We start from the raw sequence: 11,601 nt of genomic DNA on the forward strand, positions 1-11,601 counted from the left end.
TTACGTCCTTAAGGTTAATCCGGTGGCACAGCACAGACAAGCACCCCTGCACGCCGCCTGTGCGGGAATTTGCAGTTGCAACCCCTGCCCACTGCGTAACATTGGAACGATCACGCCCCACCCCATCCGAGGATCCCCATGCCCCTGACCAATACCGCACACCGGTTCGGCTCTGTCGCAAAAACCTTTCACTGGCTGACGGCCCTGCTGATCATCAGCCTGATCCCGATGGGTCTGATCGCCAATGAACTGCCCTTTGACACGTCCGAGCAACTGGCCCGCAAGGCATGGCTGTTCTCGCTGCACAAAACGCTGGGCGTGGCGGTGTTCTTTGTCGCACTGGCGCGGATCGGCTGGGCGCTGACACAGCCCAAACCCGGCCCGCTGCACCCCGAACGCAAGGCCGAGAACCTCGTCGCGGAAACGGTGCACTGGCTGCTTTACGGCTCGCTTGTGGTGGTGCCGCTGTCGGGCTGGATACATCACGCCGCCACCTCCGGCTTTGCCCCGATCTGGTGGCCCCTCGGCCAGAACCTGCCGCTCGTGCCGAAATCCGCCGGTATCGAGGCGATCTTTGGCGGGGCCCACTGGGTGCTGACCAAAGTGCTCGCCGTCGCCGTATTGCTGCACATCGCAGGCGCGCTGAAACACCAGATCATCGACAAGGACGCCACCCTGCGTCGCATGTGGTTCGGCAATGCGGCCCTGCCCGACACCCCCGCCAAACACAGTCATACCAAACCCGCGTTGGCGGCACTGGCACTCTGGGCAGTGGCCCTGTCGATCGGCGCGGTCCTTGGTGTCTATGCCCCGCACAGCGCCGCGCGCGCCACAGCGGAACTCGAACAGGTGCAATCCGACTGGCAGGTGACCGAAGGCGCATTGCGCATCACCGTGACCCAGTTCGGCTCCGAAGTGTCCGGCACCTTTGCCGACTGGACCGCCGCGATCAGCTTTGACGAAACCACCGAAACCGGCACCGCCGGACAGGTCGACGTGACCGTGGCCATCGCCTCGCTCACCCTCGGCTCTGTCACGGATCAGGCCATGGGCCCGGACTATTTCAACGCCGCCGACTTCCCCACCGCCACGTTCAAGGCCGACATCGTGCCCGTCCCTGACGGCTACGAGGCGCAAGGCACCCTGACGATCAAGGACCAGTCCATGCCCCTCACCCTGCCCTTCGGCCTGCGCCTCGAAGGCGACACAGCATGGGCCAACGGCAGCACCTCGGTGGATCGGCGCAGCTTTGGTATCGGCGACAATATGGCGGACGAAAACAGCCTCAAGTTCGGCGTCGATATCGACATCGACCTGCAAGCCACCCGCGCCCCCCAAGGCTGACGCGTCCCCCCCTTCTCTGTTCCAAAAAAATCCTCGCCGAAGGCAAAAACCAGAGCCACCTGAAAAGGTGGCTCTGAATAAAATCGCGCCGCGCGCCAGCGCGTCTTTTCGACAGACGGATCAGGGAACCGCCCACGCAAAAAGGCCGCGCAACCCTGCGCGGCCTTTTCCAAACCTGTCTGACTAAATAGTCGTTACTCGGCTTTGCCCGCTTCCAGCGAGATTTGCACTTTCACTTCGTCGCCAATCGCAGGCGCAAAAGCGCCAAGGCCGAAGTCCGAGCGCATCAGCGTGGTTGTGGCGTTAAAGCCGAGCCATTCGCTGTTCGCCATCGGGTGCGTACCTGCTTGGTTCAGGACCGCGTCCAGAACCACCGATTTGGTGACGTCGTTCATGGTCAGATCGCCGGTGATCAGCGCTGTGTCCTCGCCGGTGACTTCGATGCCGGTGGACACGAAAGTGATCATATCCTCGTCCGTTGCGCCGAAAAAGTCGTCGGACATGAAGTGGCCGTCGCGCTGTTCCCAGCCGGTGAACATGCTTTTTGTCGGCATGGACACGCTCACGCTGGAATTCGCTGGGGCTTCGGCGTCGAACATGATCTCGCCTTCAAAGCCCGAGAACATGCCGAACGTGGTCGAATAGCCCAAGTGGTTGTAAGAGAAGACCACCTGACTGTGGCTGGAATCCAGCTCGTAACGGTCAGCAGCAAAGGCAAGGCTGGCCGTCGTAGACAGCGCGGCAGAAAGAAGAAGCAGGGATTTCATTGGTCGTTGGTCTCCATGGGTGAATGTACCTGAGACCAATGTGGCGTCTTGGGACGGATGCGCAACCGCACAGGGTTCAACAGCATCTGCGCGAAATTGAACACAACTCCGGCGCTTTTGTGCGCATCTGCGTAGGAAACAGTCAGTCGGCGCGGATCAAAGCTTGCCCGCATCCCGCAGGGCCGAGATCAGGTGATAGCGCCCTGTCGGGTCCGTCATCGCCAGTTCGACCAGCAGCACACCGTCCGGCCCCCAAAGGCGCACCATCGTGCCGCGCACCTCGGCAGGGCCAAGATCGGCCATGCGCGTGCGGCTGACCAGACTGCGCGCCCGCCCCTTGCCGCGCACAAGGCGCACTTCGCGGCGCAGCGTGTCCACCTCGACCTCGACCGCGGGGACGGAACGCCCCGCATGCAGAACGCCCAAGCCACCAAAGGCCAGCATCACCGACACGGCCAGTTTGAACAGCGCCGTGTCCGCCTCCCACGACGCACCGGGCGCGAACCACAGGCCAAGGGCGGCCAGCACCAGCGCCAGCCCGCCGATCCGTCGGGCACCGCGCGCCAACATCCGTTGGCCATTGATCATGTGGGGGGCGTCAGCAATACGCGTGTAGTGGGCAATATCTGTCGAAGCGGTCATAATACACTGATCCTATTCACACTATGGGGCCACCCTTCCCTGTGAATTTGACCAAAATAGGGCACGGGTTTGGTTAACCTGTGGTGTAGAACCCCGCAAAACCGGCCCGAAAGGCGCAAAACAACGGCCAAAGGCGCGTTTTACCCTGCCATTGGGGCATCTTTTGCCTTGCCCTGTGCGCTGATGCCTGTATACGGACGCGTCCCTGCAAATACCTTTTGCCGCGCATCACCTCGTGATCGACCCGCAGGGCCATTTGGTCGATCTATGAAATGCGCCTTGATAGAAGTGGAGCACGTCCATGCCTCTTTATGAGCATGTGATGATCGCCCGTCAGGACCTGAGCAACACTCAGGCCGAGGGCCTCATCGAACATTTTGGAACAGTCCTGTCGGACAATGGTGGCACCCTCGTTGATAACGAGTACTGGGGCGTCAAAACCATGGCCTACAAGATCAACAAGAACCGCAAGGGTCACTATGCGTTCATGCGCACAGATGCCCCCGCAACAGCGATCCAAGAAATGGAACGCCTGATGCGCCTGCACGACGATGTCATGCGCGTTCTGACGATCAAGGTCGACGAGCACCAGTCGGGCCCGTCCGTCCAAATGCAAAAGCGCGACGAGCGCGAAGGCCGTGGCGAACGCCGCGAGCGCCGCTGAGAGAGAGGGACCTGAACCATGGCAAGCAAACCGTTTTTCCGCCGCCGCAAGGTCTGCCCCTTCTCGGGCGACAATGCACCTGCGATCGATTACAAAGACACACGTCTTCTGCAGCGCTACATCTCTGAGCGTGGCAAAATCGTTCCTTCCCGTATCACCGCCGTTTCGGCCAAGAAGCAACGCGAACTGGCCCGTGCCATCAAACGCGCCCGCTTCCTCGCCCTGCTGCCCTACGCAGTGAAATAAGGAGTAACTGACATGCAAGTGATCCTTCTTGAACGTGTTGCGAAGCTGGGCCAGATGGGCGACGTCGTAGACGTCAAACCAGGCTATGCGCGCAACTACCTGCTGTTGCAGAAAAAGGCGCTCGTGGCATCCAAAGCCAACATCGCCGACTTCGAATCGCAAAAAGCGCAACTCGAAGCCCGCAACCTCGAAACCCGCAAAGAGGCACAGGCCCTCGGCGACAAACTGAACGGTCAGCAATTCGTTGTGATCCGTCAGGCGTCCGATGGTGGCAACCTCTACGGCTCCGTCACACCGCGCGATGCGTCCGATGTGGCAACTGCCGAAGGGTTCTCTGTTGATCGTAAACAGGTCGTGATCCCACGTCCGATCAAAGAGCTGGGCCTGCACGACGTACACGTCACCCTGCACCCCGAAGTCGAAGTTGTTGTGCAACTGAACGTCGCCCGTTCCCCTGAAGAAGCCGAACTGCAAGCGTCCGGCAAATCCATTCAGGAACTGGCCGCCGAAGAAGAAGCAGCAGCCGAATTCGAAATTCAGGAACTGTTCGACGATATCGGTTCTGCCGCGTCCGAAGACGAAGATCTGGCCCAATCCGCAGGTGTTGCGGACGACAGCGACTCTTCCGAGGAAACGCAGGCCTAAGCCTGACGCGACCGTTAAAGACATTGAAAACCGCGCCCCGTCACAGGGCGCGGTTTTTTCGTATCCGCCCTGCCCTGCGCAGCCATAAGCGCGCGGCGGGTGCCACCAATCTCTGGACAGCGCAGGATCAGGCCGTAAGGATGCGCGCTATGAAATACGCTTTGCTACTTGTGCTATTCTGTCCGCTCGCCGCCTGTGTGGTCGAGGATCTTGAGACATTGGAGATGGCGCAGCGCCCCGTGGCGCAAACCCCGACCGAGATCGCCTTTGTCAGTCGCCTGTTCAACGAATTGCAGCCCCTGTCCATCGCGCAGGATCGCGAATATTGCGGGCTGATCGGCGTGGACAGCAACGGGCAATATGTGGCCAGCGAACCGCGCCGGGGACGCCGCGCCTCGTGCCTGCCGCCGATGCCCAGCAGCGCGGATTTCACCGTCGTTGCCTCGTACCATACGCACGGATCCTACAGTCTCGAATACTTCACCGAGGTGCCGTCCTTTGACGACATGCGCACCGATATCGAGGACGGCACAGACGGCTATATCGCCACGCCGGGCGGGCGGATGTGGTATGTGGACGCGCGCAACCGCGTGGCGCGCCAGATTTGCGGGCGCAACTGCCTTGTGCCTGACCCGAACCACCGCGACGATCCCGACTTCTTTGTCGCGCCGACCTATACGCTGGACCAGCTGCGCCAGTACTAGGCCCCGCCTACCCTGACCACACGGGCGCGCCTTGCGCCCCCTTCCTGCCCCCGCCTGCGCCGCGCACAGGCGGTTTTACACTCATAGCGTTTGGAGAAATCGACCCTTTCGACATACGATCATCACAGCTGACAATTATCAGCGTGCTGTCACCTCATTTTCAGGAGCCTGTCATGGCCGCAAAAATTAAATCCTCCGTCGGAAAAGGCGGTAAAAACATGCCCGAAGACGTTAAGGCGATCCAAGGATTATTGAACCCGTTCGCCAGCGAAGTCGGCTTTCCCAAACTCAAACCCAATGGCGAGGCGAGCCCCAAGCTGGAGAAAGCGATCAGCGACTTCCAGCAGAAAATCTGCCTGTTCCGCCCTGATGGGCGCGTCGATCCGGGCAAGCGCACGCTTGCCAAGCTGAACGCGGGCCCCGGCAAGGCCAAGGCCGAGAAGAAGAAAGAGGACGCCAAGGTCCAGCAGGTGAAAACTCAGGAACGCCAGAAGGCCCTGGCCCAAGTCAAGAAAGACATGGAAAAGGCCGCCAAGGCGCAAAAGGTGGAAAGTTCGTCATGGGGCGATCTGTGGAAATCCATCTCGACGCAGGCCGAGGAGTTCTTTGATTCCTTCTGGGACAGCGATGAAAAGAAGGGCGTCGTGGGCACCCCGCAGGATGCACAAAAGCAGGCAAAGAAAATCTCGGACCAGATGAACAAGGCCGTGAAAAAGAAGATCGACGAGAAGATCAAGGAGATCGACACTGGCCCCGACACCTGCCCCGGCAAGGTGACAGGCAAGACAAGCGGCGTGAAAAAGCCGCTGATCGACGCGCTATATGCCGTGTCCTCGCATTATGGCGGCGTGGCGATCGACGTGAAATCCGGCCTTCGCGACAAGAAGGGCCAAGCCCGCGCCATGTTCAAAGGCTGGGACAAGCATCTGAAGAAAGACGGGAAAAACGGCGGCGTCTATGTGTTCTTGCGCCAGTCCAAGAACCAGCCGCTGTGGAAAGAACTCGACGATCTGCACGCCGCAGGCAACATGGCCGGCTTTATCAGTTGCATGATGTCCAAGGCCCCGTGGGGCAGCGTCTCGCGCCACCTGAGCGGTGAGGCCGTCGATATTGCGCTCGCCACCGACAAGAAGATCATTGAGGCGTTGAAGATGGTGTTCGGCCATTATCTTGCGGAAAAGGACGGCAACTCCGAAGGGATCAAATGCCACCATTTCGACAACAAGAAGGGCATCAAGAAGGTGGACGATTCACTGCGGGCCAAGTTCCCGAATTAACGCCCGCCCGACCGCCCCAGCAAAAAGGCCGCCCCCTTGCAGGAGCGGCCTCTTCTAATTTTAGGATGATCGCTTGGATCAGTCGTCGTTTTCCAGTGCTTCGACGGCTTTTTGCAGATCTTCCTTGGACACTTCCTTGTCGGTCACTGTCGCGTTTTCCACGATGTAATCGACCACTTTGTCTTCGAACAGCGGCGCGCGCAGCTGCTGTTGCATCTGCTGGTTTTGCTGAACGAATTCAAAGAACTGGCGTTCCTGACCTGGGTACTGACGGGCCTGTGCCATGATGGCTTGGCTCATTTCGGCGTCGGTCACTTCGACATTGGCGATCTGGCCAAGTTCGGCCAGCAGCAGACCCAGACGCACGCGGCGCTCGGCCAGCGTGGTGTGCTCGTCCGTGGTTTCGATCTCGGGGTGATCGTGACCTTGGACGTTTGGGTTGTCTTCGTGCCACAACTGGTGTGCGATCTGCTTGGCTTCGGCCTCGACAAGGCTTGGCGGCAGTTCAAAGCTGACGGCGGTGTCCAGCTGGTCCAGCAGCGAACGCTTCATCACCGCGCGGGCCGCACCGGCATATTCGCCTTCAAGCTGCTCGGAGATACGTGTTTTCAGACCTTCGAGGTCTTCTGCGCCGTATTTCTTGGCCAGTTCGTCGTCGATTTTGGCAGCAACGGGCTTTTTCACCTCTTTGATGGTGCAAGAGAACACGGCCTCTTTGCCTGCCAGATGCTCGGCTTGGTAATCTTCGGGGAAGGAGACGGTAACGTCTTTTTCTTCGTCCGCTTTCACGCCGACAAGCTGCTCTTCAAAGCCGGGGATGAACGAGTTCGACCCCAATACCAGCGGGTAATCTTCGGCAGAGCCGCCTTCGAACGCTTCGCCGTCAACCTTGCCGACAAAGTTCATGACAACCTGATCGCCGTCCTTGGCTTTGCTGCCCGCCTTGCGCGCTTCGAAGTCCTGCGCGTTTTCGGCAAGCGAACCCAGAGTTTCGTCGATGTCCGCTTCGCCGGCTTTGACCACCAGACGCTCAAGCGTCAGTTTGCCAAGGTCGACTTCGGGGATCGCTGGCAGGGCTTCGTAGGTCAGGTCAACCTGAACGTCGTCGCCTTCTTTCCAGTCTTCGTTGGTCATCTTCACTTCGGGCTGCGCCGCAGGGCGGTCGCCGGAGGCTTCGAAGTGCTCGGACATCGCGCCGTCGATGCTTTCCTGCATCGCTTCGCCCATCAGGCGTTGGCCGAACTGTTTCTTGAGCAATGCCATTGGCACTTTGCCCTTGCGGAAACCTTTCATCTCGATGCCGGGCTGTGCCTCGACCAGCTTTTCGTTGACCTTTGCCTCAAGCTCGGCGGCGGTTACGGTGATCGCATATCCGCGTTTCAGACCTTCGTTCAGCGTCTCGGTGACCTGCATGTGTGCTCCCATGGGGTATAGGCCCCTTAATGGGGCTGATCGGAAATTCGCGCCCTTCTATGCAGCGCGCAGGCGGTGTGCAAGCGGATTGGGCCAAACAGGCGAAAAAGGCTGGTTTGCGCGCGTGTTTTTCTGTCTCGCCCCGCGTCTGCGGTGCCTTCGCGCGCGTTAACTCCGGTTTAAGGCGGCGTGCGCAAGATGGGCGGACCCCTTCGCGCAGCTGCACTTTACTGGACTCTGATGCCCCTTCCCGCCCCCGCCCATCGACCTGACCGACGACAGGGCCTGATCCGGCCTGACCGGCCACGCCTTGGGCGGTTCGGTGCCTTTCAGGGCGCGGGTGTTGGCGTGGGCATGTTTCGCAACCAGTTGGCTTGGCGTTTGGTGGTGGTGTCCCTGCTAATCGGGTCGGTCCTGTCCGTGTTCTCCACCGCCATCCAGATCGTCAGCAGTTTCGAGCGACAGAAAAACGATGCGATCAACGCGCTGGAACAGGTGGACCGCGCCTTGAGCCAGCCCTTGGCCTTTGCGCTGTGGACCTTCGATTACGACCAGATCAACATCATCCTCGATGGCCTTGTGACCAACGAATCCGTCACCTTCGTCGCCCTGACCAGCCAGACCGGCACGCAATGGGAACGCGGCACCTCGACAGATTCGCCCATTCTGGACCGCATCGTGCTGGAACATCAAAGCGACACCGGCGAGGTGCAGGTCATGGGCACGCTCGAGATCGAAATTTCGCTCGATTCGATCAACGCGCGTATCTGGGAACAGCTTTGGGTGACGCTGCTGAGCAATCTGGCCAAGGCCAATCTGGCGGCCCTTGTGCTGCTTTATGCAGTACACCGGCTGATCATCCGCCATCTGCGCAGCATCGCGCATCATTTGGCGGGGTCGGATCCCGACCGCCGGATCGCGGATTTGCGGCTAGACCGCACGCCGCGGGAAGCCCCCGATGACATCGACCAGATCGTGCTGGCCATTAAAAGTTTCGAACAGCGCGCCAATACCGCCCTTGCCCGTGCCAACACCGAAATCCGCGAACGGGCCAAAAGCGAACGCGCCGCGCGCGAGGCGCTGTCGGTGCGCACCAGTTTCATCGGCACAATCAGTCACGAGGTCCGCACGCCTCTGAACGCGATCCTCGGCTTTCTGCACTTGCTGGAAGCGACCGACGACATGGCCGAACGGCAGCGCCAATATGTGCATTGTGCGGCCATGGCGGCGCAGCAATTGCTGAAACAACTGACCAACGTGCTGGAACTGTCGCGCCTTGATTCCAATGCGGTAACCATTGCCAAACGCCCCACCGATCTGCGCGCACTGGCCAAGGAATGGCATGAAAGCGCCCTCGCCTCGGTGCGGTTTTACAAAAAGTCGCTGGCCGTCACGCTGGACGTTGATCCGCATCTGCATCGGGCCTACCTGCTGGATGGCCCGCACCTGACACAGATCGTCGAGAACCTGATCGACAATGCCGCCAAGTTCACCGGCGCGGGAAAGATCAAAATCGCCCTGCACCAACCCGCCCCTGACAGCATTGAAATCCGCATCTGCGACACCGGCATCGGCATCCCGATCAAGGCGCAGGCACGCATTTTCGACCGCTTCACCCAAAGCGAGGACGGTATCGAACGCGCTCATGGCGGCGCGGGGCTTGGCCTGACCATCAGCAAGGAAATCGCCCGCCTCATGGGCGCGACGCTGACGCTGAGCGCGCCGGAGAGACACGACTACCTGACCTGTTTTCTGATCACCCTGAATGATGTCGAACGACCGGAGGCCGACCATGGCTGAGTGCAAGAAAGTCCTTGTGGTAGAGGATGATGACCTTACCCGTTTCATGATGACCGAAATCATTGCCACCATGGGCGCGCGTGTGGAGGCTGCCTGCAACGGCCAGCATGCCTGCGAAGTGCTGGCCGACGCGCCAGACCGGTTCGGGCTGGTGCTGATGGATTTGCACATGCCCGTCATGTCGGGGGTGGAGGCGACGCGCACCATCCGCGCCTTTGCCGATACGGTCGCGCGCGACGTGCCCATCGTCGCCATGACGGCCGATGTGAATTTCCATGACGACGCGCGGGTAAAGGCGCTTGGCATGAACGGTTTTGCGAGCAAGCCCGTGTCGCCCGAGCGGCTGACCGACCTGATCGAGAGCTACTGTGCCGCAGGCTAGGTCCATGCCCCTTTGGCGCGCATGTCCAGCACACAGGCGCAATGCTAGCGCGCTGTGCGCACCGTGGTTCTGATGCCCGCCCTGCCCGTCCGCGACAGCGTACGTACCCGTCTGGACGCTGTGCAAACCCGCCTGCTAGTGCAAGAGGGCGCAACCCACGCCGCCGTCCATGATTTGCGCACACCGATCAATACGCTGTCCGGCTTGCTGTACCTGCTGAACACCCAGATGGCGGACGACCTGCCAGAAAAGGCGTTGGAATACATCGACTATATGACCCGTGCGACGCAGCAATTGGACGATCTGGCCACCGCCCTGCTGGATCAGGCGCGCGCTGACGTGAACGCCCTTTCCCCCCGCCCCGTGGATATGCGCGCAGCGGTGGATGCGGTGGTCGCCGACCTTTGTGCCGATAACGCCCGCGTTCACGTCACAGGCACCACATGGACACAGCAGGCCGATCCCGACTTGCTGCACCTGCTGCTAAAAACCCTGCTGACGCATGCGGACCGTAACCCGCATCCGACCGAAGCACCGCACGGCACCGTCACCCTGATCGCCCCCCACCATCTCCGCATCACCGACATCTCTGCGGGCCTTGCAGATGCGACGCCGTTCCTGCCTAGTGCAGCCCCCGACGACGCCGAACTATTAGCCTGCGCCATGATCTGCAAACGACACGGCTGGCAGATCACCGCCACGGCTGAAGGAGACAGCGGCGCGCGCTTTGACGTTCTGTGCAGCGCCGATTTGACTAAGATTTGAAGGGCAAAACCGTAAACGTTCCCGCCTGCGTTAAGAACTATTTCAGCGTCCCGCCCTACCACTAACGCCAGAGCATAGGAGGGTGAGATGGCGGTAGTTCTGGTGGTGGAAGATGACGTGGGGCTGCAATTCGTTATCGGTGAGGCGCTGCGCGGCGCGGGGCACGAGGTGCATGTGGCCTGTGACAACGAACAGGCCATGGCGGTGTTGCGCCGCCATACCCCCGATATCCTGCTGCTGGACCTGATGGTCGAAAACGGCATGTCCACGGATGTGGCCAACTATGCCGCCTATTCCGCGCCCGACGCTGCCGTCATCTTTATGACCGGCAGCGGCATGTTTCCCAAAGGGGAACTGTTCGGCATGTCACAGAATGCGCGACTGGTGCTGCGCAAGCCCGTACATCTGGGCGAGTTGGACACGATGATCAAACATGTCACTGCCGACGCCCCCGAAATGCAGGTGGCCTGACGCGCCGCGCGGATAACCCCTGCGCAGATGCCCTTAGCTGGCGGCGTCCACCAATTCCTGCCAGCGCGATGTCGCTTTGGGAAATGCCTCTTTCAGCATCTCGCCATAGCGTTCGCCCGCCTCGCGCAAGGCGGTTACCAGTTCCTCTTTGTCGGCCATCACGCTTTCGCCGTCACATTCGATCGAAACCGATTCGACCTCGACCGACACTTCGGCGCTGTCATATCCGGCAAAGGAGACATGGGTGTGGTCCTCGCCCTGATCCAGCATCTCGGGGACCGATATGCACATCCCCAACAGCAAATCGTCGATCCCGTCGCGCACGATCACCTCACCATTGGATTCGATGGCCAGCCCTGCCTCGCGGTCGGCGGCCAGCAGTTCGGCCAGATCGTGGTTGTCGAAATCATCCTCGTCCACTGTGCCAAGGCTGGGGTCGATGATGAAAAGTGAAACTGTTACCGACATCCGGTCTCCTTAC

14 protein-coding genes are annotated in these 11,601 nt (G+C 60.3%); 10 read left to right on the forward strand and 4 right to left on the reverse strand.

Annotated elements, in window-relative coordinates; translation table 11 throughout:
- Positions 1 to 138: 138 nt before the first annotated feature.
- On the forward strand, positions 139 to 1,344 hold the full coding sequence (locus tag AC6GQJ_RS04030; protein ID WP_500772013.1) for a cytochrome b/b6 domain-containing protein: 1,206 nt from the start codon (positions 139 to 141) through the stop codon (positions 1,342 to 1,344).
- A gap of 194 nt (positions 1,345 to 1,538) precedes the next feature.
- On the opposite strand, the gene AC6GQJ_RS04035 is transcribed toward AC6GQJ_RS04030, so the two are convergent.
- The gene (locus AC6GQJ_RS04035) at positions 1,539 to 2,111 is read right to left on the reverse strand and encodes a YceI family protein (RefSeq protein WP_500772015.1); all 573 of its coding nucleotides are present in this window, start codon (positions 2,109 to 2,111) and stop codon (positions 1,539 to 1,541) included.
- 156 nt (positions 2,112 to 2,267) lie between these two features.
- Positions 2,268 to 2,753: a hypothetical protein gene (locus AC6GQJ_RS04040; RefSeq protein WP_500772017.1), complete on the reverse strand. Its 486-nt coding sequence runs from the start codon at positions 2,751 to 2,753 to the stop codon at positions 2,268 to 2,270.
- 301 nt (positions 2,754 to 3,054) lie between these two features.
- On the opposite strand from AC6GQJ_RS04040, the gene rpsF reads away from it, so the two are divergent.
- The 5 genes from rpsF (at position 3,055) to AC6GQJ_RS04065 (ending at position 6,289) form a co-directional block, all read left to right on the forward strand.
- Positions 3,055 to 3,417, forward strand: coding sequence for a 30S ribosomal protein S6 (gene rpsF, locus AC6GQJ_RS04045; RefSeq protein WP_500772019.1), 363 nt, complete (start codon positions 3,055 to 3,057; stop codon positions 3,415 to 3,417).
- A gap of 18 nt (positions 3,418 to 3,435) precedes the next feature.
- A complete protein-coding gene (gene rpsR, locus AC6GQJ_RS04050) occupies positions 3,436 to 3,663 on the forward strand; it encodes a 30S ribosomal protein S18 (protein WP_039018159.1) in 228 nt (75 codons plus the stop codon).
- Between the two features lie 12 nt (positions 3,664 to 3,675).
- Entirely contained in the window at positions 3,676 to 4,308 is a 633-nt protein-coding gene (gene rplI, locus AC6GQJ_RS04055; protein WP_500772022.1) for a 50S ribosomal protein L9, read from the forward strand.
- A 149-nt stretch (positions 4,309 to 4,457) separates the two neighbouring features.
- Entirely contained in the window at positions 4,458 to 5,012 is a 555-nt protein-coding gene (locus AC6GQJ_RS04060; protein ID WP_500772023.1) for a DUF4329 domain-containing protein, read from the forward strand.
- 173 nt (positions 5,013 to 5,185) lie between these two features.
- The gene (locus tag AC6GQJ_RS04065; protein WP_500772025.1) at positions 5,186 to 6,289 is read left to right on the forward strand and encodes a hypothetical protein; all 1,104 of its coding nucleotides are present in this window, start codon (positions 5,186 to 5,188) and stop codon (positions 6,287 to 6,289) included.
- Positions 6,290 to 6,367: 78 nt separating this feature from the next.
- Here AC6GQJ_RS04065 and tig read toward each other — a convergent pair whose 3' ends face one another.
- Positions 6,368 to 7,702 carry a trigger factor gene (gene tig, locus AC6GQJ_RS04070; RefSeq protein WP_500772027.1) on the reverse strand — a complete coding sequence of 445 codons (1,335 nt, stop codon included), beginning with the start codon at positions 7,700 to 7,702 and terminating at the stop codon, positions 6,368 to 6,370.
- A gap of 240 nt (positions 7,703 to 7,942) precedes the next feature.
- Here tig and AC6GQJ_RS04075 point away from each other — a divergent pair, with 240 nt between their 5' ends.
- The 4 genes from AC6GQJ_RS04075 to AC6GQJ_RS04090 all read left to right on the forward strand — a co-directional run bounded on the left by AC6GQJ_RS04075 (position 7,943) and on the right by AC6GQJ_RS04090 (position 11,120).
- Positions 7,943 to 9,502, forward strand: a complete 1,560-nt coding sequence (locus AC6GQJ_RS04075) for a sensor histidine kinase (RefSeq protein ID WP_500772029.1) — start codon at positions 7,943 to 7,945, stop codon at positions 9,500 to 9,502.
- Complete coding sequence (locus AC6GQJ_RS04080; RefSeq protein ID WP_500772031.1) at positions 9,495 to 9,884, forward strand: response regulator; 390 nt, start codon at positions 9,495 to 9,497, stop codon at positions 9,882 to 9,884. The genes AC6GQJ_RS04075 and AC6GQJ_RS04080 overlap by 8 nt, the downstream gene beginning before the upstream one ends.
- Positions 9,885 to 9,938: 54 nt before the next feature.
- Positions 9,939 to 10,649, forward strand: a complete 711-nt coding sequence (locus AC6GQJ_RS04085; RefSeq protein ID WP_500772033.1) for a histidine kinase dimerization/phospho-acceptor domain-containing protein — start codon at positions 9,939 to 9,941, stop codon at positions 10,647 to 10,649.
- Between the two features lie 87 nt (positions 10,650 to 10,736).
- A complete protein-coding gene (locus tag AC6GQJ_RS04090; RefSeq protein WP_500772035.1) occupies positions 10,737 to 11,120 on the forward strand; it encodes a response regulator in 384 nt (127 codons plus the stop codon).
- Between the two features lie 33 nt (positions 11,121 to 11,153).
- Here AC6GQJ_RS04090 and AC6GQJ_RS04095 read toward each other — a convergent pair whose 3' ends face one another.
- On the reverse strand, positions 11,154 to 11,588 hold the full coding sequence (locus AC6GQJ_RS04095) for a hypothetical protein (protein ID WP_500772037.1): 435 nt from the start codon (positions 11,586 to 11,588) through the stop codon (positions 11,154 to 11,156).
- Positions 11,589 to 11,601: the final 13 nt, after the last annotated feature.

The organism is Tateyamaria sp. 7Alg 36, assembly GCF_059882455.1.

Excerpts from the sequence above, each read along its gene's own strand:
- AC6GQJ_RS04030 (WP_500772013.1), top strand. The coding sequence starts at position 139 with ATGCCCCTGACCAATACCGCACACCGGTTCGGCTCTGTCGCAAAAACC.
- AC6GQJ_RS04035 (WP_500772015.1), bottom strand. The coding sequence starts at position 2,111 with ATGAAATCCCTGCTTCTTCTTTCTGCCGCGCTGTCTACGACGGCCAGC.
- AC6GQJ_RS04040 (WP_500772017.1), bottom strand. The coding sequence starts at position 2,753 with ATGACCGCTTCGACAGATATTGCCCACTACACGCGTATTGCTGACGCC.
- rpsF (WP_500772019.1), top strand. The coding sequence starts at position 3,055 with ATGCCTCTTTATGAGCATGTGATGATCGCCCGTCAGGACCTGAGCAAC.
- rpsR (WP_039018159.1), top strand. The coding sequence starts at position 3,436 with ATGGCAAGCAAACCGTTTTTCCGCCGCCGCAAGGTCTGCCCCTTCTCG.
- rplI (WP_500772022.1), top strand. The coding sequence starts at position 3,676 with ATGCAAGTGATCCTTCTTGAACGTGTTGCGAAGCTGGGCCAGATGGGC.
- AC6GQJ_RS04060 (WP_500772023.1), top strand. The coding sequence starts at position 4,458 with ATGAAATACGCTTTGCTACTTGTGCTATTCTGTCCGCTCGCCGCCTGT.
- AC6GQJ_RS04065 (WP_500772025.1), top strand. The coding sequence starts at position 5,186 with ATGGCCGCAAAAATTAAATCCTCCGTCGGAAAAGGCGGTAAAAACATG.
- tig (WP_500772027.1), bottom strand. The coding sequence starts at position 7,702 with ATGCAGGTCACCGAGACGCTGAACGAAGGTCTGAAACGCGGATATGCG.
- AC6GQJ_RS04075 (WP_500772029.1), top strand. The coding sequence starts at position 7,943 with ATGCCCCTTCCCGCCCCCGCCCATCGACCTGACCGACGACAGGGCCTG.
- AC6GQJ_RS04080 (WP_500772031.1), top strand. The coding sequence starts at position 9,495 with ATGGCTGAGTGCAAGAAAGTCCTTGTGGTAGAGGATGATGACCTTACC.
- AC6GQJ_RS04090 (WP_500772035.1), top strand. The coding sequence starts at position 10,737 with ATGGCGGTAGTTCTGGTGGTGGAAGATGACGTGGGGCTGCAATTCGTT.
- AC6GQJ_RS04095 (WP_500772037.1), bottom strand. The coding sequence starts at position 11,588 with ATGTCGGTAACAGTTTCACTTTTCATCATCGACCCCAGCCTTGGCACA.